We start from the raw sequence: 20186 nt of genomic DNA on the forward strand, positions 1-20186 counted from the left end.
TGTTCATTAATCTATTGCTTCAAAAACTCACCCAGATTTTGCTTCGTCACCAGTTGGAACGGAATCAGTGTTTCTTTTTCAACTGGCTGCCCTTTTGCCAGCTTCACGGCGGCTTCTATGGCTTTAGCCCCCTGTTGTTCGGCGTTCTGGAAAACGGTAGCGTCCAGCGATCCTTTTTTTACAGCCTGCAACGCATCGGGAATGGCATCGATACTGACAACCAAGACTTTATCTTTCAAGCCTGCGTCGGTTAGGGCTTTTACAGCACCTAGGCCCATTTCGTCGTTTTGGGCAAATACGGCGTTGATTTGCGAACCGAATGACTGAATCCAGTTCTCCATCAACGACATACCTTTGGCCCGGTCCCACTCGGCGGTTTGATGCGCTAACAGTTTCAGATTCGGGTATTGCTTCAGAATTTCCTGCGCGCCCTGTTCGCGTTTTATCTGTGCTGCCTGACCCATGTAGCCGTGCATCATCAGGATATTGCCTTTCCCATTCAGTTTTTCGGCAATGAATTTCATGGCGATACGTGCCGATTCGACATCATCCGAACCCACAAATGCCGATGGTTTGGTGCTCGTCTCAGAATTGACGTTGATGATGGGAATTTTCGCGGCCAGCGCCTTGGTCACGGCGGGCGAACTGGCTTCTACTTCACAGGGATTCATAATGATGGCGTCGACATGCTGCGCAATGAAACTTTCGACTTGTTCAACCTGCTTCAAAGCCGACCGTTCCGCATCGACTGTAATCAGTTCAACACCATCGGCTTCAGCTTTTTTAGCCATTTCATCGTGCACATTCACAATGAATTCGTTCTGCATACTGAGCATGGTAGCTCCCACAACGATTTTCTTGCCGTCGCTCCCGCCACTTTTTTCGTTTGATGCCGATTGATTACATCCGATAAGTAAAGCACTGATTAATAGCGTAAAACCGAGCGACGATACCGGTAATTGTTTCATGTTACGTTAACGAGTTGATTGATTCAGACTATCCAGCACTACGGCTCCGATGATAATGACTCCCATCACAACCTGCTGGTAATAAGACGTTACGTTCAATAAATCGAGGCCATTGCTGATGACGCCAATCAGCAGCGCACCGAGCAACGTACCAGTCATGGTACCGGTGCCGCCCGACGTACTGGTACCGCCGATGATAGCAGCAGCAATGGCGTCGAGTTCAAAGCCTGCGCCCGCGTTCGGTTGGCCTGTGGTGATACGTGATGTGAGCAAAATGCCAGCCAGTGCCGCCAATCCTCCTGACAAAGCATAAACGACCATTTTTACGGTACTTAACTGAATACCCGACGCGCGGGCGGCTTGTTCGTTACCACCCACGGCATACATGTAGCGCCCCAAAACGGTTTTTCGTAGAATGACGCTGCAGATAATGAACGTAACAATCAGAATGAGAATCAACGTCGGAACGCCCAGGATTTTTCCGCCACCAATGAAATTGAACGAGTCAGAGAGGTTGGAAATCGGCCGCCCTTTACTCAGAATCAGCGCCAAACCCCGACCAACGGTCATGGTTCCCAACGTAACGATAAAAGGCGGCACCTTGCTTCGAGTAATGATAAACCCGTTGAAAGCGCCGAACGCAAGTCCAGCCAGTAAACCCATTCCAATAGGCACAATCACCGGATAGGTATCAGGATGAGCAAACGTAGCGGCTGCGATACCTGTAACGGCCACAATAGAACCCACCGACAAATCAATACCGCCGGTGATGATGACGAACGTAACACCGAAGGCCAGTAAGGCGTTGATCGATACCTGCGTAACGATAATCATCAGATTCTGAACGGTCAGAAACGTAGGGGCGAGAAACGTAAGCGTAAGACAGATCGCGAAGAAAGCAATGAAAAGGCCGTATTTGCCAAGACCCCGTAAACGTTCTTTGTATGAATTTTCCATTCGTGTTGTTACGTAGTAAGCGGTTAAGGCTGCATCGCGTACCGCATAATCGTTTCCTGCGTGGCTTCGTCGGTTGAGAGCGTGGCCGTCAGTTTTCCCTTCGCTAATACCAGAATCCGGTCGCTCAGGCCGAGTAATTCGGGGAGTTCCGACGAGATCAGAATTACCGCTATACCTTTCTCTTTCAGTTGGTTAATTAGTTTGTAAATCTCCGCTTTTGCCCCAATGTCGATGCCGCGCGTAGGTTCGTCGAGGATCACGAGCGATGGAGAAGAAAGCAGCACTTTGCCAATCACTACTTTTTGCTGATTTCCTCCGCTCAAGTAAACCACTGATTGATTAGGACTGGCCGCTTTTATTTTCAGGTCGGCAATAACGGTCTGCGCTGCTGCCAACTCACTTTTGGCCTGCAATAACCCACCTTTGGCGTGCTGACGCAGACTCGACAACGTAATGTTTTGCCGAACCGACAAACGCGGAATAAAACCAAGTTTTTTGCGATCTTCGCTCACATAGCCGATGCCACGCTCAATGGCTTCCTGTGGTGATTTTATGTCGATACGTTCGCCTTGTACGTAAATGTCGCCACTGTCAGGTTTATCCAGTCCGTAAATAGTACGGGCAATTTCGGTACGTCCCGCCCCCATGAGTCCGGCGATACCCAGCACTTCACCCGCATACGCCGAGAAGCTAATGTCCTCAAATTCACCCTGTCGGCTCAGGTTTTTTACCGACAAAACCTCGTTCCCTCGCTCCGTTTTAGAACTCGGAAAAAGACTCTCGATTTTCCGCCCGACCATCATGGTGATCAACGTATCAATATCGAGTTCGGCAGCGGGTTTGGTGCCGATGTACGTACCATCGCGTAAAACGGTAATGGTGTCGGAGATGGCAAATATCTCGTCCATTTTGTGCGAGATATAGATGATGGCTACGCCTTTGGCTGTCAGGTCTTTGATGATGCCAAATAACGTAGCAACTTCTTTGTCGGACAGCGCCGAAGTTGGTTCATCCATGATAATTACCTTGGCATCGTTCGAGATGGCTTTGGCAATTTCAACCATCTGCATCTGCGCCACACTCAGGCGTTTCATGGGCGTGTCGGGAGCAATGTTGACACCCATTTGCTTCAGCAATTCGGCAGCTTGATGGTTCAGATTTCGGTCGTTTAGCCAACTGAATAGTTTGCCGTTTTTTTCCCGTCCCAGGAAAATATTCTGCGCTACCGTTAATTCAGGAACCAGCAACATTTCCTGATGAATCATGGAAATGCCTTTTTTCATTACGTCCCGAACGTGGCCTGTTGTCAGGTCTTCGCCTTCAAACCGGATTTCACCTGAATCGGGTGTTTCCAGCCCAATCAGGATTTTCATCAGCGTCGATTTACCTGCCCCGTTCTCACCCATCAGCGCGTGCACTTCCCCACGACGTACCGCCAACTGAACATTATCCAGCGCCTTCACGCCCGAAAATGTCTTCGTTAGTCCACGTACCTGAAGAATGTAATCCTGATTTGCCTGCATAACGTAGTGACGGCGATTCGGTCGATTCTCTAAGACCTCAATCGGCCAAATATACCGTAATGATCGAATCAAGCGCCGATTTTTGCCGGTTACTACGTTTTGATTTGTTACCTAACGTAGTAAAAATCGCCGGTTTCGATAGCCCGAAATTACCTTGCCAACGTATTATAATGAGTGATACGCTTTCTACAGGACGTAATGAATACGCTAACTTCCAGTACGCAATTAGCCATTCACGGTGGCGAAAAAACAGTTACTACCTCATTCCCCTGGCCCATTTTCGACGAACAGGAGGTACAGGCCGTGGCCGACGTAGTACGTAGTGGTCAGTGGGGAAATCCCGATTGCGCCGGACTCGTGGCCGAATTTGAACAGCAATTCGCCGACTACTGCGGCAGTAAATATGCGATGACTTGCGCCAATGGGTCGGTATCGCTACGTATGGCCATGATTGCCTGCGGTGTAAAACCCGGCGACGAGGTAATTGTACCGCCTTATACGTTCATCGCTACAGCATCGATTGTACTAGAGGTGAACTGCGTACCGGTTTTCGTAGACATTGAACCTGATACGTATAACCTTGATCCAACAGCCATTGAAGCCGCCATCACCGAACGTACCAAAGCCATAATTCCGGTTCATTTTGCGGGACTTCCGTGCAACATGGACGCAATTATGGACATTGCGCGTCGGCATAATTTGCGTGTGATCGAAGATGCCGCACACGCGCATGGAGCCGAATACAAAGGCCGCAAACTCGGCTCCATCGGCGATGTGGGTAGCTTTAGTTTTCAGTCGTCGAAAAACCTGAATTCGGGCGAAGGCGGCATAGTGATTACGAACGACGATGCACTGTACGAAACGATGAATTCGCTACGTAACGTCGGGCGATTGCCGCATGGACAGTGGTACGACCATTTCAATCCGGGATGCAATTATCGGATTACGCAGTTGCAGGCTGTGTTACTCAGTCAGCAACTCAAACGCCTTGATGAACAGACCATTACCCGGGATGAAAATGGTATTTATCTGGATAGTTTATTAGCTGACATCAACGGTATTACGCCTTTGAGTCGGGGCAACGTAGCGATACGCCATAGTCATCACCTGTACATTTTCAAGTACGACAAAAGTGAGTTTGGCGATACGTCGAAGGCGGATTTTGTAGCGATGTTGGCGGCTGAAGGTGTGCCCTGTTCAGGTGGTTATCCACATCCGCTGTACAAACAGCCCGTTTTTCAGCAAAAAAACTGGATGTGTTACGCCATTCCTGAATCCGTCGATTATTCACAAACGTACTGCCCGGTTGCCGAACGAGCCTGCTCCGACGAAGCCGTATGGATTTTCCAGTTCGCCATGTTAGGTACAAGAAGCGATATGGAATCGTTTGCCGAAGCCATTCGCAAAATTCAACGCACAGTAAATAAATAATGGAAATGTGAAGCTGGTTCAACTTACTATGCTACTATACAAATGAGTGTTTTTGTCATGCTGACGCAGGAAGCATGACAAAAACACTCTACAATGAAAAATTTCAACTGCGTCATTTTAACACGTTTGAAACACAATCATTATTCATTCATGAACCGGTCCTGGTCATTTTTACTGCTCCTGTTAGTAACTATTAGCCCAGCGATGGCGCAGTCGATTTCACTGCAACGAGCAGTAATGCTGGTTTCGCCGTCAATACCGTTACCAATGCGCGAAACGGCTCCGCAAATGCTCAGCGAAGAGATCGCAAAACGGACAGGCGTTACGTTGAAAACCAGTTTAAACTGGTCGAAAACGAATCCGGTTAACGTAGCATTTGTGTTGGCAGCAGATAAAGATTTGCAGGGCGTGCCGGTGCCAGCCAATACGCAAAAAGATCGGCCGGAAATAAAGCCAGAAGGATTTCGGGTGGTGAGCAACGTAACGTCGAACGGAACCATACTTTGGATTATTGGCGCCGATGCTCGGGGAATTCTGTTCGGTACATCCTGGCTGCTACGTCACCTGAATATGGAAGCGAAAAGGCTTGAGTTGGAGCAGTCGGTGGACGTAGCGTCGTCGCCCGCTTACCCAATTCGCGGACATCAACTGGGCTATCGGACGACAGCAAATTCGTATGATGCCTGGACCGTGGCGCAGTTCGACCAGCATATACGCGAACTCGCTATTTTCGGTACTAATGCAGTCGAAGGTATTCCATTTCACGAAGAAGAAAAACCGAGTCCGCATTTTAAGGCATCGCCCGCCGAGATGCGGATAAAAATGGGCGCAATCTGCCAGAAATACGATCTCGATTACTGGGTCTGGACACCTGCTACGTTCGACCTTAAAGATGCCGCTAAACGGAAAGCCGAGCTTGATTTACACGAATCGTTTTACAAGGCTTGCCCCCGTCTCGACCATATTTTCGTGCCCGGTGGCGACCCCGGCGACAACCATCCCAGGGAGGTCATGCCGTTTTTGAAAGACCTGCATACGTTACTCATCAAATATCACCCAAAAGGAAAAATCTGGCTTTCGTTACAGGGATTTAACGTTGAACAGGTCGATTATTTTTATGATTATCTGGCTCAAAATAAGCCCGACTGGCTGGCTGGCGTAGTACATGGCCCTAGCAGCCCGAATTTGGCCGAAACACGCTACCGCTTGCCAAAACAGTATCAGATTCGGCAGTATCCCGATATTACTCACAATGTACGCTGCGAGTTTCCGGTGCCTCGTTGGGATCAGGCGTATGCCTTGACGCTTGGACGTGAAGCGCCTAATCCAAGACCTTATTCATATGCCAAATCGCAGGCTGCAATGGCTCCGTTTACCGATGGATTTGTCTCGTATTCAGATGGTTGTCACGACGATGTGAATAAGGTTGTCTGGAGTATGCGCGGCTGGAATCCCAATCAGGATGTCCACGAAATTCTGGCTGATTATGGGCGGTTTTTCTTCGGACCGAAACTGGATTCTCCTGTGGCTGATGGCATTGCGGCCCTCGAACAGAACTGGAGTGGGCCACTAGCCGAAAACGGCGGTGTCGAAGCCACATTTACGTACTGGAAGCAATTGGAAACCGAAAATCCGGCACTACGTAACAACTGGCGCTGGCAAGTTTTTCTGCTCCGTACCTATTACGATACGTATACCCGCCGACGTCTTCTTTACGAACAATCGCTCGAACAAAAGGCAAACGAACAACTGGCGCAGGCCGAAACCATCGGCGCTGAACAGGCCATGAAACAGGCGCTTGACGTAGTGAATCAATCGGAAACAAAGCCCGTTTCACCAGAGTTGAGGCAGAAAATAGAAATGCTGTGCGCCGATTTATTCACCTCTATCGGATTGCAAACCAGCGTTCCGAAATACAAAGCCAAAGGGTATGAACGCGGTTGCCTGCTCGATTTTGTGGATTATCCGCTTAACAATCGGTGGTGGATGGCCGATGAGTTTGTGACTATAAAATCGCTGAAAACGAACGAAGAACAGGTAGCACGCCTGAAACAGATGGGTACCTGGGAAAATCCTGGAAAAGGAAGTTTTTACGACGATGTATCGAGCATCAGCAAAGGACCACGCGTGAAAACCGTTTCGGAAGACGCCACCGATATTGCGTGGTGGAAAGATGGTTTTAGTCGTGCCCGGTTATCATCGCAAACCTATCAGCGCTGCCCGGCGCTTGACTACGATAACCTTGACCCCGGCACACGCTACGTCATTCGGGTAGTTGGTTTTGGCGAAGCCCTGCTACGTGTCGATGGGCAGCGGCTGGAACCGATTGTCTACCATCGGGAAGCCGATACGGTAAAAGAATGGATTGTTCCCCTGGCGGCTACGCAGGATGGACGTATCAGCGTTACGTTCGACCAACCCGAAGAATCACATCTGAACTGGCGGCAGAATTCCCGCATCTCGGATATATGGCTGTTGGCTGAAAAATCGAAGGAATGAGTGAACGGATTGTAGTCTGGTCGTCCAGACTGCGACTCTCAACCCAAAGCCCTTTTAGTTACGGGCTTTGGGCGGATAGAAGCGATACGTTTACGGCATTCCTAACTTGAGCCGACTGGTGGCATTGAATGAGAGTCGCCCCCCGGCTCCATATTTCACCCGCAAAGCCTGAGCCTGATAACTGCCCGATAGGTTGACGACATGGTTCACCTGCACGGCATCGGTAGCTATTGGTACACGCCCACATGACCACACGCTGGCATCATTCCAATTGCCCGCCTTCACCGTGTACATGCTGCTACAACCACCGGCAACGATCACATTTAGCTGGAAATTCGTTCGCACCGACAAACCCCCCGGATCGCTGGCGATAACCGTTACGCTGAAAGGTGATCCCACTGTAGTGGACACCATACCCGTGATGGTCCTGGGCGAAACAAAACTGAGTCCAGCGGGTAAGCCCATTACCGACAGTGTAAGACTATTGGGCGTTTCGGCATCGGTGAACGTATTGGCTGGAATAGTATAACTGAACGTACTCCCCAACGTAGCAGACTGGGGCGGAATGACATTGACTACTGTGGGTGGGCAGTTCTGATAGGTAACACTGGTACTGGCCGAAGCTGTACAGCCATTTTCGGCCGTTAATGTAACGGAATAGGTTCCGACTACACTCACCGATATACTGGACGTAGTGGCACCGGTACTCCAACGATACGTTCCATTGCCGACGGCACTCAGGCTCACTGACGATGTCGCGCAACTCAACACAGTACCGGTCAATGGGGCAATGCTGAGCGTAGGAGGGGTATTGTCCTGGAATATCTGGACAGAAGTAGTAGCCATACAACCGTTGGCGCCTGTTAACGTAACAGAATAAGTGCCTGCCGACGTAGCACTGATCATGGACGTAGTGGTACCTGTACTCCAGTGATACGTTCCTGTGCCAATGGCCGTCAGACTCAAGGAAGAATTAGCGCAGGTGAGCGCCGTCGAGCTGACCTGGATGCTCAGGGTCGGTATGGTTGAATTGGAATGAACGAGTGCGGTTTGGCTGGCCGAGCATCCATTAGCGCCAATTACCGTAACAGAGTAGGTGCCTGCTACGTTGACAACTGCTACGTTATCTGATTGACTTACTACGCCCGGACCCGAGAATTGATACGTATTTCCACCTCCGGCCGTTAACGTAACGCTGGTTTGGGAACAAGTCAACGTGCCGCTGGCCGTCAGCGTGGCCGTGGGAGCCTCCAAGTTGGCGAAAACGGTGGTTGTTTGGCTGGCCGAGCAGCCATTGGGAGCGGTGGCGGTTACGGAGTAGATTCCCGCTACGTTCACTATTGCTACGTTACCCGACTGACTAAGAATGCCTAAGCCGCTAAATTGATACGTAGCACCACCTCCGGCCGTTAACGTAACGCTAGTCTGAGCGCAGGTGAGCGTATTACTGGTCGAAAGTGTGGCTGTGGGAGCCTCTGTCCTAGAGAAAACGGTAGTGCTACTCGTTGCCGAGCAGCCGCTGGCTGAGGTGACCGTCACCGAATACGTTCCTGCTACGTTGATCACTGCTCCGTTAGCCGATTGGTTCAAAACGCCCGGGCCCGAGAACTGATACGTATTACCTCCGTCTGCTGTTAGTGTCACACTGGTCTGGGTGCAGGTGAGCGTACCACTGGCCGACAGGGTGGCGATGGGTGTAGCATTCACTACTAGGCTGGCGATGGCCGTGGTAGTCTGTTCATTATTCGTAATGATCAACGTAAAGGTCTGATTTCCGGGCTCAGTTGCGGTCAGGCTTTGGCTGAAGGTGAGATTGCTACTGGTACCAGCAGTGCTCATTGCACCATTGGTAAGCGTATAGGCATATTCACCTGTTACGTTACCTATGACTGCGGTTAATGCGTATACACCACCCAAACACACGCTGGCCGGGCTAGCTTCAAATCCGCTGATCGGGTCTGTTGGGTTCACCGATAAACTATAGACATCACTAACGCTTGTACAGCCATTTGTACTCTGAGTCTGCACGGTCAGCGAGTAACTGCCTGCCTGAGTGGGCATACCTGTTAACGCACCCGTCGACGCCAAAGCCAAACCTTCAGGCAACGTGCCACTGGTCAGACTGAAACTATAAGGTCCGCTGTCGCCAGTGGCCGTGAAGCTCTGGCTAAAGGGAATTCCTACCTTAGCCGTACTGATAGTAGGTATACTCACCGTCAGGCTGGCGGGCTCTCCCTGATATTCATAGGCTCCCATGTCGACCCGATCGCCGTAGACGCGAGGATTTCCCGCCAGATCGGTGCGGTATCCTTCGCCCAGCTCCCGTAAGGTGCCGGTATTAATGGCAGGTGAACAACCATGGAGCTGAGTTGAAGTGGTGGATGCAAAGGGAGAGATCGTGGTTGTTAAGTTATTACCTCCATCGCTATAGCCTGTTGCCGAACCCTCCAACAGGCTGTAGTTAACATCGATCGTGCTACCGGACTGACTATACAATGTATTAGCCCCCCCATTGCCAAATAATACACAATTATTCAAATTCGGATTGCTACTTTCATTATATATCCCCCCACCATTAGGTGCCAAATTATTTTGGAGGCTGCAATTGGTCAGGTAGGGATTAGTGCCATAATTGTAAATGGCTCCACCAGCGAGGGAAGCCGAATTGCTCTGAAAGCTACAGATGGTCAGGATCGGATAACCACCGTTCGTATTGTATATTCCTCCCCCATAAACAGCCGAGTTGTTTTCAAAGCTAACATTAACCAGCATAGGAGTGCTGTTATCATTGTACATTCCAGCCCCCTTGTTATGTGGGGAAGAGGCTCCATTAGCCTTGCCGTCCGCGATAATGAAGTTAGTCAGGTACGCTGAGTTGTCCAGGCCAGGACCATTATAAATTACGTGATAACTATTGTCGCTAGAACTGCCCGCCGAGCCAATGTTGCCCGATAGAGTGCTGCTGGCGGGCTGCGATGCCCCACCGTGACCCGTCGTCGGGGTAAAAAAAGGGTTCTGATCCGCAGAGGTTTCGTTGCCAACAAACCCTCCTATGACGCCCACGCCACTCTTCAGATTAAAGCTGATCGCACGATTCGAGCCAGAAGTGGGCTTGTATAGCCCAGCGGCCACCCAAACCTCCCGTACACCAGTAGCGTTAATCATAGCCTGTAGATTAGACGAAGCATTCGTCCAACTTGAACCATCCCCTGTGCCACTGGCAATGGGCTTAACGTAGCGAGTTGCATTCACTGTCAATTCATAGGTGCTGCTAGCGGCCTTACAATCGCCACTGCTGGCCGCTTGAACGGTAATACGGAATGAACCAGTACCACTCGATGTGGGAGTGCCGCTCAGCACGCCCGTCGAGGACAGACTTAAGCCCGGAGGCAACGTACCACTAGCCAAACTGAAGCTGAAAGGGTCGTTGTCGCCACTAGCCGTGAAGGTCTGGCTAAAAGGAAATCCTACCGAAGCCGTAGCATTACCAGGTATGCTTACCGTCAAGCTGGTGGGGTTTCCCTGATACTCATAGGCACCCATATCTACTGTACCGCTGTTGTAGAAGCGAGGGTTGCCGGCCAGATCGGTGGTGATACCAATTAAGGCCGCGGCCGAGTTGATGCCAGCGTTGATGGCCGGGGAGCAACTGTAAAGCTGGGTTGAAGTGGTGGATATAAAGGGATTGAGGATAGTCGTTTTGTTATTTTCTCCATTAGCAATACCCGCTACGGTATTAAGTTCAGCCAGGCAATAGCGCAAGGTCGATGTTCCACCAGCCGTGTTAGCAATAGTGCTGGTACCATTGCCAAATAGCACGCAGTTGGTCAGGATGGAGCTACCGCCAAAATTGTACATTGCTCTACCGATAGAGCCCAGATTGTTCAAAAAGCTACAGTTGGTTACCAGAACAGTATTACTACTTGAATTGTATATCGCACTACCAGTAAAGCTGGCCAAATTGCCAAGGAAGCTACAGTTGGTGATGGTTGGGGTGCTGGTAGTCTCAATGAATATGGCTCCACCATTCGTAGCCGAATTGCTCTGGAAGCTACAGTTGGTCAGGATAGGCGTACTATATAATCCATTATACAATCCTCCACCATTCTCTGTCGCCGAATTATTCAGGAAACGACAGTTGATAATTTGGGGCGTGCTATACGAAACAATAGCCATCCCGCCACCTTTAATAGCTCTATTGTACTCAAAGCTACAATTGACAATGGTTGGACTGCTACGAGCAATTTGCATCCCACCCGCAGCCTCAAACGTGTCATTATAATTGGAGTTAGCCCCGGTAATGACAAAGCCATCCAGCACCGCCGTGTTGTCAACATCAAGCATGTTAAACAGACGATAACTGTTGTCGCTGCTATTTCCCACCGTGCCAATATCGCCCGAGATGGTACTGCTGGAAGGTGATTCTGTCACCGGATTGACAGTGGGTCGCTGGGCCAGACTGGTTTCGGTGCCTACAAACCCTCCATAAATTGCTACACCATTTTTTAGCCGAAAGCTTGTGTTACGATCAGGGCCGGAAGTAGGTTTGTAGGTGCCCGAAGCTACCCAGACTTGCTGAGTACCTGTAGCATTGATCATCGCTTGTATGTCCGAAGATGCATTGGCCCAACTGCTGCCATCTCCGCTGCCGCTGGCTATGGGCTTTACGAACCGGATTGCGTTTACTGTCAGGCTATAGACACTACTGATCCCCACACAACCATCTACATTCTGGGCTCGAGCGGTCAGCGAATAACTCCCAAACTGAGTGGGTGTGCCACTCAGCACGCCCGTGGTGGCCAGACTCAAGCCTGGAGGCAACGTACCACTGAACACACTGAAACTGTAGGGTCCAGTGCCACCACTAGCCGTGAAACTCTGACTGAATGACTCGCCTACGAGGACGTTATCCACACTGGGACGACTCACGGTAATTGTGGAATTACATGGCCCTATCGAAAGGCTATAGACACTACTTCCTGCCGTACATCCATTGGCACTCCTGACCTGCACGGTCAGCGAGTAACTGCCACTTTGGGCGGGTGTGCCACTCAGCACGCCCGTGGTGGCCAAAATCAAGCCGGTTGGTAACGTACCGCTGGCCACACTGAAACTGTAGGGGCCACTACTACCACTGGTCGAGAAACTCTGACTAAAGGCTTGCCCTGCGGTGCCCGTACTGAGGGTAGGAGTACTCACCGTCAGTACGTTGGAATTCCCCTGATGCTCATAGGCTCCCATATCGATCGTACCACCGTTGTAGAAACGGGCGTTACCGGCAAGGTCAGTGGTGATGCCGCTCAGGGTGGTAGCCGAATTGAGACCAGCGTTAATGGCTGGCGAGCAACTGTGAAGCTGAGTGGAGGTGATGGATAAAAAGGGAGTAATGGCGGTGGATAAATTAGCACCTCCATCAGTAAAGTCTGTTATAGAGGCTTCCAGCAGGCTAAAGCGCACGGTCACACTGCTACCATTCTCGTTAGAAAAAGTGCTGGCTCCACCATTGCCAAACAGCACACAGTTTGTCAGGGTTGGATTGCTGGTATAATTATACATTCCTCTACCATTGCTAAAATCACCATCCCCATTGCTCTGGAAGCTGCAGTTTGTTAGAATAGGATTGCTGGAATAATTGGATATTGCCCCACCGCCATAGCTAGCTGAATTGCTCTGAAAGCTACAGTTGGTCAGGATTGGATTGCTAGTAGACAGATTGGTCATTCCCCCGCCAAATTGACTACTATTGCTCTGGAAATTACAGTTGATCAGGCTCGGATTGCTATTACTTTCATTGTACATCCCTCCACCATAGACACTGGCAGAGTTGGTCTGGAAGCTACAATTGGCTAGAATTGGATTGCTGGCATAATTGTACATCCCCCCGCCATTAGAGTTACTCGAATTGTTTATAAAGCTACAGTTCGTGATGGTTGGACTGCTGCCCGTATTGAACATTCCACCCCCTAGATTGTGGGGTGAACTGTGCCAACTGGCATATCCATCGGCGATAATAAACCCGTTCAACTCGGCGGTGTTGTCGAGCCCCAGCCCATTATAGATCACATGATAACTGTTGTCATAAGGATAGCCCACCGTGCCAATTTCGCCTGAAAGGGTGCTGCTGAAGGGCTGACCCGTCACTGGATTGATCAATGGTCGCTGACTCAGACTGGTTTCGTTGCCTACAAACCCTCCGTAGATAGCTACCCCATTCTTCATGGCAAAGCTGATGGTACGGTCGTTAGTTGAGGTAGGTTTGTAGTTACCTGCGGCTACCCAGACCTGTTGAGTACCCGTCGCATTGATCATCGCCTGTAGGTTCGAAGATGCATTAGCCCAACTGCTGCCATCCCCCGTGCCACTGGCTACTGGCTTGACGTACCGGACTGTTTTCACCGTCAGTATGTAGGCACCACTGACCCCTACACAGCCATGCGCACTCTGGGCCTGAATGGTCAGCGGGTAGCTGCCGGCCTGAGTGGGAATGCCACTCAACACACCTGTCGAGGCCAGACTCAGGCTCGGAGGCAACGTACCACTGGCTACACTGAAGCTGTATGGACTACTGCCACCACTGGCCGAGAAACTCTGACTGAAAGAAGTTCCTAAAATAGCGGTGCTTACACTGGGAAGACTAACGGTAAGTGTGGCAATACATGGATTGACCGTTAGGCTGTAAACACCACTGACGTTCTGACAGCCATTTGCATTCTGAACCAGCACCATCAGCGGGTAACTCCCACTCTGTGTAGGTGTGCCACTCAGCACACCTGTGGTGGACAGACTCAGGCCGGGAGGCAACGTACCACTGGCCACGCTGTAGCTGTAAGGACTGTTGCCGCCACTAGCTACAAAATTCTGGTTGAAGACCAGCCCCGCTGTAGCCGTGCTGGTAGAGGGGCTGGTAATATTCACCGCAACCGAAGAGCCCTGATATTCATAGGCACCCATATCTACTGTACCGCTATTGTAGAAGCGGGGATTTCCGGCCAGATCGGTAGTGATGCCACTAAGGCCGGTGCTTATACCGGTATTGATAGCCAGCGCACAGCCGTTAAGCTGGTTGGAAGTGGTGGATGCGAAGGGTGTGAGCGTGGTCGTCTTATTATTAGGTCCGCTGGTAAAGTTGGTCACAGAAGGCTCAAACAGACTATAGCGCATAGTCATACTGCCACTGTTCTCGTTAAAAAAGGTGTTGGCGCCACCGTTCCCAAATAGCACTACGTTGGTCAGACTGGACGTGCTTGCATTATTGTTGATGACCCCACCTTTGGCCGCCGAATTGCTCTGAAAACTACAGTTGTTCAGGCTGGGGTTGCTGGTCGTCAAATTGGCGATTGCCCCTCCACTGCTGGCTGCCGAATTGCTCTCAAAGCTACAGTTAATGAGTGTGGGACTGCTGGTTGTATTGTGTATGGCTCCACCATTAGCGGCCAAATTGTTCAGGAAAATACAGTTGACGAATCTGGGGCTACTACCATTATTGGCAATTGCACCACCATTCGTGGTTGAATGGTTCTGGAACCGACAGTTATTCAGTACAGGATTGCTGCCACTCGCATTATACATGCCCCCCCCACTAGGCGCCAGATTAGCCTGGAAAGTACAATTATTGATCGTTGGGCTACTGCCTGTATTGTAGATGCCGCCCCCGGCGTTGTGCGGTACGGTGGCTGCGTCGGCATTGCCCGCCGTGACGACAAAACCATCCAGTTTCGCCGTGTTATCGAGTCCTGCCCCATTATAAACCACATGATAACTGTTATCACTGGTATTTCCATTCAGGCCAACCTCGCCCGAGAGTATGCTACCGGAGTTCTGTCCTGTTGCTGGGTTGTTGTTTGGTCGCTGGGTCAGCAGGCTTTCGTTACCGATAAAACCACCGTAGACCGCTACGTTGTTCTTCAGACTAAAACTAATGGTTCGATCTGCACCTGTGGTGGGCTTGTAGGTACCGGCTGTTACCCATACCTCACTATTTGCGGTTGTGAGCGAATTGATGGCTCCCTGCAGATCGGACGTAGCGGTGGCCCAACTCGTTGCCGAAGCTGGGTTGGCGTTAGTGCCATTTATACTGACGTAACGCCGGTTCTGAGCCGATGCGGTCGTAACCAGGAGGGCAATGAGCAAGGGAGTCAATACCGGAATTGTCCGCAGTACCAATCGGGAAGTAGAAGTAAGGGTCATAGGGTATAGAGTTAGTTCATGGAGTTGGTATGAACATAGCAAGTTGTCCTATCACCAATAGGCTGAATATTAGGCCGCCACTGGCTAATAGAGAGGCACGTCGTAAAAGCAGGATAAAGCAGGGAGGTAGCCGAAAGCCAGGCTACGGAATTTCTATGGGATGGGCCTTTAACTGGGCGGTAAAAGAATGTTTTTTATCGACAAAGTCCTAAAAACGGGTGTAGACAAAGTGTGTACACCCGTTGTAATGATTTGATAATCAGGAAAATAATTTTTATACCAACTAGTTAATTTGGTAGTGCTGTTGTTACTTCTTTAGGCTTAATTGTCAAGGTCAACAACGTGGAGTGATGGAGAGAGTGCCATTTTTTTAGTTAATCGAGTCTTGGCACGACGCACGCTGGCAGGGTCTATGTTGAGCAGAGCGGCAATTTCTTTAGTCGACAAATTGAGGTGAAGGTAGGCATAGAGCCGAATCTCGTAGCTGGTCAATTGGGGATGGCTTGCCTGTAAATTGTCGAAAAAATGAGGATGTACCTGTTCAAAATGCAGCTTGAATTTTCCCCAGTCCTTATCTACATACAGATTATTTTTCAGGATGGCCTCGATGGTATGTAAGCCCTTGGGTTTGAGGCTCGGATTGAGTTTAGCCAATTTTTCTACCTGCTCCTGTAACTCGGCCAGCAATTCATTTTTCTGAACCATATGCAACGTAGTGGCAGCCAATTCCCGCTGATTGGATTCCAGATTTTGCTCCAGCAACTGGATGTTTGCACTAATTTTTTGCTTCTCCGCTTCCGTAAGTTGCTGACAGAGTTCGCTTTCCCGTAAATCGGCTGTCAATTGCTGCGATTTTATAGCTTCCGCATTTAAAGCCTGCTGAATCGATTTGGTACGGGCCACAATAGCAATGGAAAAACCGAGCGCCTGCGCTATAACCGCCAGATCTGGAAGCCATAAATTATCCGTACTCGTATAGCTGATCAGAAGATGAAATAACGGAATCGCCAGTACAAAGACCAACGGAAACAGGTTGGCGAGCAAAAACGGTGTAGCAGCGGGGAGCTTTCGTCGGTAGCCCGTCAGGCAAGTTGCCAGCGTAAGGCCAATTAGAAATAATACGTAAAGATTGTCATAGGCCAGGGTGTAATATTCCAGATCGAACAGTACAATGTTGATTCCAGCTACTATAACGCTGAGCGCCAGATAGCCACAAAGACCATATCGTAAGAGTCGATCCAGTTTTGGCAACGACTGGGCTGTATTCAGGTAAGAACGAGTCAGTTGTACAAATCCAAAGAGAATAAACCCGATTCCTGCGTGCATCAGCAGGACATTTAAATTGTAATAGTGAACGGTATGGCCTAAATGTAGTCCGCCATCGGTATGTAAACTGAAATTAAAGACCGGCGTAGAAAATAAGACCGAGAAATACCCCCAGTGACCGGTCAGATAAATCATGCCCCCTAATTGTATGATCAGGTAATAGAAAACAGCTTTATCCTTGAAGCTGACATAGACATACAAATTATTGAGGAAGAACAGTACAACAACCAGCAGGCCAATCACCCAGGCCATCCATACGGTTTGGTCGCGCTGTAGGCTAATAATCTCTTTTCGGAGCAGGATAGTTGGTTTAAAAGTGTGATCGGCCTGACTAAATCCATCGATGGATACCTTGACATACAACGTACTGACTGTTTTTGCCGGGAGTGAACAAGGCAGTCTTCCCCAGCCCCTTACCCTTTCCTGTAGTTGAGCGCCGGCCTGTGTGCTAATCCATTTTTTGGTGCTGGCATCAACGTAATAGAGAGTGTTATTGACGTCCGGCTCGACGATAAGGTGGTAAGGTTCAGCGTAGTCGAATGGATTGGTAATAGTCAGTTTAAGCCAGTATTGGGTAGCCTGATGCGGTTGCAAAAGGTCATTGGCTACGAACTGGATGGACGTATCGGTCAGGATCTGTTCAAACGTATAGTTGCGGTCGGGCGCTAGTTCATAGGCGCTTACGTGTACTGAAGCGCTATCCGTAAGCACCGTAGGCAACTGCGTGAATGCAGAAACAGGCAGCAATAGCAACGTAACGAAAAGAAGCGACCTGATCAATGGACAGATTACTGGTTAAAATTGGTATTCAGTGAGTTATAGCAAAATGCTCGCCAAATGCTACGTAGTAGATGGTTGATCTTGCTAGTTTGTCTACTGGCCTGTTTTAGTGCGAATGCCGATCACTTTTTGCAACAGATTCAAAAGGCGACCCCATCCCGACGTATCATTATCCTGCTGAACTACTTCGATACGTGTACTGTGGTAACAAAAAATCAGAAACAGGCTTTTGCCGTTCTTAAGCAGCTCGATGACATCGGCCGAACGTATCAGGATGAGCAGCTACGTCGGTATGCCCGGTTTATTGGTGATACGTATGCTAAAAACAGCGGATCGAGCAATACGCAGAAATAAACGCTTTCAGAAAATCGGCTATCAGAACATTCCCGAAATAAGCTGGTATCTGTACGAGCTAGGTTTCAATGAGTATTATTTTACACGACCGAATATTGGCAGTTAACTACCGGTTTTAAAGCCAAATCTGGTAAATATTAAGTCACCGTTCTGCCTCCCTTCGGCAATATTATTTTCGGTTATTCAAAGTAAGCACATCGAAGTAGTTAGTCATTTCCGTTACCTAAAACTTTGTTTCACTAATCTTCCAATCTCCCAAAATTGTATGAAAACGATTTGGAACGTATCACTTTGTGCCCTCATTACGCTGTCTGGCATTAGCTCCTGTAATCAAAGTACGGTGGTGTCTGAAGCCATAAACCCTAGTGGCGCCCGCATTAGCCAAGCGCAGGATAACCTGCCTACTGTCCAGCAGATTAGACAGTCTTTTGATCTAGGCTATGATACAACAACCATTGTCCCAAAAATGGATGTATTTAAAACAGAGGTGCGAAATGTTTGGACGGGAACGGCTTCCATTCCGGTTCAGATCTATTATCCGAATAACAAAAAAAACCTGCCGATCATTTACTATATGCACGGTGGTGCCTTTGTCTGGTCACCCGGGATTGACATGCATATATCACGGCTATTATGTAATCGTACGGAGTCGGTAGTTGTCTCCATTGATTACCGATTAGCCCCTGAACATCCTTTTCCAGCTACGGTTAACGAATGTTTTGCAGTCTGGAATTGGGTTGATCAACAGGCTGAAAATCTTCATGGTAATCGTAAAAAAGTTATCCTGGTAGGCGACAGTGGCGGTGGGAATTATCTGGGGGCCATACTGTATAAACAAAAGTCCAATAAGCTCAAGCCATTAGCGTGTGTGTATGTTAATCCAGCACCCGATCTGCGCCCAACGGCTCCAGGTATCGCTCCGTATGAACTGATGAGAAGCTGGTATTTAAATAATGCTAACCCGAACGACCCACTAGCCTCTCCACTTCTGACGCCTTCCTTTAAACACTATCCTCAGAGCTTAATCCTGGTTAGTGAGATTGACGGCCTTAAAGCTCAAGGGGTGATGTTAGCTGATAAATTGAAAAATGCAGGTGTCGACACCCAATTATTTGAATTAAAGGGGTTAGATCATTTAGGGTTTTACTGGTGTAATACCAATCCAATCGCGAAGCCAGCCATAGATAAAGTCGTCAGCTACATTAATACAGTCAAGACAAAAAAAGATTGATGCCTTGATTTGGCTCAGTTTGCAAAGAAATTTCGTGATACGTGAGCGTGTTCAACGAAGAGTGTTACGACTCGATATCATCCAATTGAAACAAAACTTCGACCGTCGTATCGAAAACTTTAGCCATCCGTAAGGCAAGGACAGTAGATGGGATAAATTTCCCGGTTTCAATAGAGTTTAGCCCCTGCCGTGAAATGCCGATGTGTTTGGCCAGGTCGGCCTGTGTCCAGTTTTTCTTAGCTCGTTCCACTTTAATCGTGTTTTTCATACTCCGTACTTTTTTTTCGAAATGAGCCAGCCAATAAAGTAAAAGCCCCAACAATAGCCCAACAGTTGGCCATAGCCAAAGAAGTCGGAGTTTGATATATCACACAGGCTAAGCAAAAACAATAGCATTATCAACATAGCTGTCATCGAAAAACCGATAATAACGGCTTCGAATTGCACCCGTTGCTTCACTTCGTCCAATACCGAAAAGTCTTTAATGTATTTAAAAATAAAAATGGCGAAGGTAATAATTGGCACTATCGCAATAAATATCGAAACCGGCTGGTCAACTACACCATGTTTTAACAGCCATGTTGCTGGCAAATAGGTGGCTGCATGCAGGAGGGCGAAGATAACAGATTGGAAGTTTGCGGTTTTTTTAGATTGTTCCATGATGTTTAGTTCTTTAGTTTCTTGCAAAGATATGTAAACGTTTCTTTTTGTCAAGAATTCTTGACAAAAAGTCCGCTATTGTGGCTAGTTGCATAATGCGTGCCCTTACCTGTACTGACTATTGAAGAAAAATAAGCGTAGTGAGAACTTACTGGGCTTGGTGAGTTAAACTAACGTGAATTATGGATAATGAAGAAGGTAAGTCATTGATATTAAGCGCATAGAAAGCAAAAGTGGTAGAGATTTGTACGGCCAAGTATCATTTCTCAT

At 48.9% G+C, this 20186-nt stretch carries 11 protein-coding genes; 4 read left to right on the forward strand and 7 right to left on the reverse strand.

Annotated elements, in window-relative coordinates; all coding sequences use genetic code 11:
• Nucleotides 1-11: 11 nt before the first annotated feature.
• The 3 genes from IC229_RS06340 to IC229_RS06350 are packed head-to-tail and all read right to left on the reverse strand — an operon-like array spanning nt 12 to nt 3448.
• Nucleotides 12-968: a sugar ABC transporter substrate-binding protein gene (locus tag IC229_RS06340; RefSeq protein WP_190886088.1), complete on the reverse strand. Its 957-nt coding sequence runs from the start codon at nt 966-968 to the stop codon at nt 12-14.
• A gap of 6 nt (nt 969-974) precedes the next feature.
• Nucleotides 975-1925, reverse strand: a complete 951-nt coding sequence (locus tag IC229_RS06345; RefSeq protein ID WP_190886089.1) for an ABC transporter permease — start codon at nt 1923-1925, stop codon at nt 975-977.
• 23 nt (nt 1926-1948) lie between these two features.
• A complete protein-coding gene (locus IC229_RS06350; RefSeq protein WP_190886090.1) occupies nt 1949-3448 on the reverse strand; it encodes a sugar ABC transporter ATP-binding protein in 1500 nt (499 codons plus the stop codon).
• A 198-nt stretch (nt 3449-3646) separates the two neighbouring features.
• Between IC229_RS06350 and IC229_RS06355 the strand changes: the two genes are divergently transcribed.
• Nucleotides 3647-4879, forward strand: coding sequence for a DegT/DnrJ/EryC1/StrS family aminotransferase (locus tag IC229_RS06355; RefSeq protein ID WP_190886091.1), 1233 nt, complete (start codon nt 3647-3649; stop codon nt 4877-4879).
• Between the two features lie 150 nt (nt 4880-5029).
• Nucleotides 5030-7378 (forward strand): hypothetical protein, encoded by a 2349-nt coding sequence (locus IC229_RS06360; RefSeq protein ID WP_190886092.1) that lies wholly within the window; start codon nt 5030-5032, stop codon nt 7376-7378.
• Nucleotides 7379-7468: 90 nt separating this feature from the next.
• On the opposite strand, the gene IC229_RS06365 is transcribed toward IC229_RS06360, so the two are convergent.
• Both IC229_RS06365 and IC229_RS06370 read right to left on the reverse strand, forming a co-directional pair.
• Entirely contained in the window at nt 7469-15565 is an 8097-nt protein-coding gene (locus IC229_RS06365) for a beta strand repeat-containing protein (protein WP_190886093.1), read from the reverse strand.
• 321 nt (nt 15566-15886) lie between these two features.
• The gene (locus IC229_RS06370; RefSeq protein WP_190886094.1) at nt 15887-17671 is read right to left on the reverse strand and encodes a 7TM-DISM domain-containing protein; all 1785 of its coding nucleotides are present in this window, start codon (nt 17669-17671) and stop codon (nt 15887-15889) included.
• Nucleotides 17672-17728: 57 nt separating this feature from the next.
• Between IC229_RS06370 and IC229_RS06375 the strand changes: the two genes are divergently transcribed.
• A complete protein-coding gene (locus IC229_RS06375; RefSeq protein WP_190886095.1) occupies nt 17729-18025 on the forward strand; it encodes a hypothetical protein in 297 nt (98 codons plus the stop codon).
• A gap of 265 nt (nt 18026-18290) precedes the next feature.
• The gene (locus tag IC229_RS06380; protein WP_190886096.1) at nt 18291-19256 is read left to right on the forward strand and encodes an alpha/beta hydrolase; all 966 of its coding nucleotides are present in this window, start codon (nt 18291-18293) and stop codon (nt 19254-19256) included.
• A 64-nt stretch (nt 19257-19320) separates the two neighbouring features.
• Here IC229_RS06380 and IC229_RS06385 read toward each other — a convergent pair whose 3' ends face one another.
• Nucleotides 19321-19524: a helix-turn-helix transcriptional regulator gene (locus IC229_RS06385; RefSeq protein ID WP_190886097.1), complete on the reverse strand. Its 204-nt coding sequence runs from the start codon at nt 19522-19524 to the stop codon at nt 19321-19323.
• A complete protein-coding gene (locus tag IC229_RS06390) occupies nt 19521-19916 on the reverse strand; it encodes a hypothetical protein (RefSeq protein WP_190886098.1) in 396 nt (131 codons plus the stop codon). Before IC229_RS06390 ends, IC229_RS06385 begins: the two co-directional genes overlap by 4 nt.
• Nucleotides 19917-20186 lie beyond the last annotated feature (270 nt).

The organism is Spirosoma profusum, assembly GCF_014699005.1.
In the GTDB taxonomy this organism is placed as follows: Bacteria; Bacteroidota; Bacteroidia; order Cytophagales; family Spirosomataceae; genus Spirosoma; species Spirosoma profusum.

Excerpts from the sequence above, each read along its gene's own strand:
- IC229_RS06340 (WP_190886088.1), bottom strand. The coding sequence starts at position 968 with ATGAAACAATTACCGGTATCGTCGCTCGGTTTTACGCTATTAATCAGT.
- IC229_RS06345 (WP_190886089.1), bottom strand. The coding sequence starts at position 1,925 with ATGGAAAATTCATACAAAGAACGTTTACGGGGTCTTGGCAAATACGGC.
- IC229_RS06350 (WP_190886090.1), bottom strand. The coding sequence starts at position 3,448 with ATGCAGGCAAATCAGGATTACATTCTTCAGGTACGTGGACTAACGAAG.
- IC229_RS06355 (WP_190886091.1), top strand. The coding sequence starts at position 3,647 with ATGAATACGCTAACTTCCAGTACGCAATTAGCCATTCACGGTGGCGAA.
- IC229_RS06360 (WP_190886092.1), top strand. The coding sequence starts at position 5,030 with ATGAACCGGTCCTGGTCATTTTTACTGCTCCTGTTAGTAACTATTAGC.
- IC229_RS06365 (WP_190886093.1), bottom strand. The coding sequence starts at position 15,565 with ATGACCCTTACTTCTACTTCCCGATTGGTACTGCGGACAATTCCGGTA.
- IC229_RS06375 (WP_190886095.1), top strand. The coding sequence starts at position 17,729 with ATGCTACGTAGTAGATGGTTGATCTTGCTAGTTTGTCTACTGGCCTGT.
- IC229_RS06380 (WP_190886096.1), top strand. The coding sequence starts at position 18,291 with ATGAAAACGATTTGGAACGTATCACTTTGTGCCCTCATTACGCTGTCT.
- IC229_RS06385 (WP_190886097.1), bottom strand. The coding sequence starts at position 19,524 with ATGAAAAACACGATTAAAGTGGAACGAGCTAAGAAAAACTGGACACAG.
- IC229_RS06390 (WP_190886098.1), bottom strand. The coding sequence starts at position 19,916 with ATGGAACAATCTAAAAAAACCGCAAACTTCCAATCTGTTATCTTCGCC.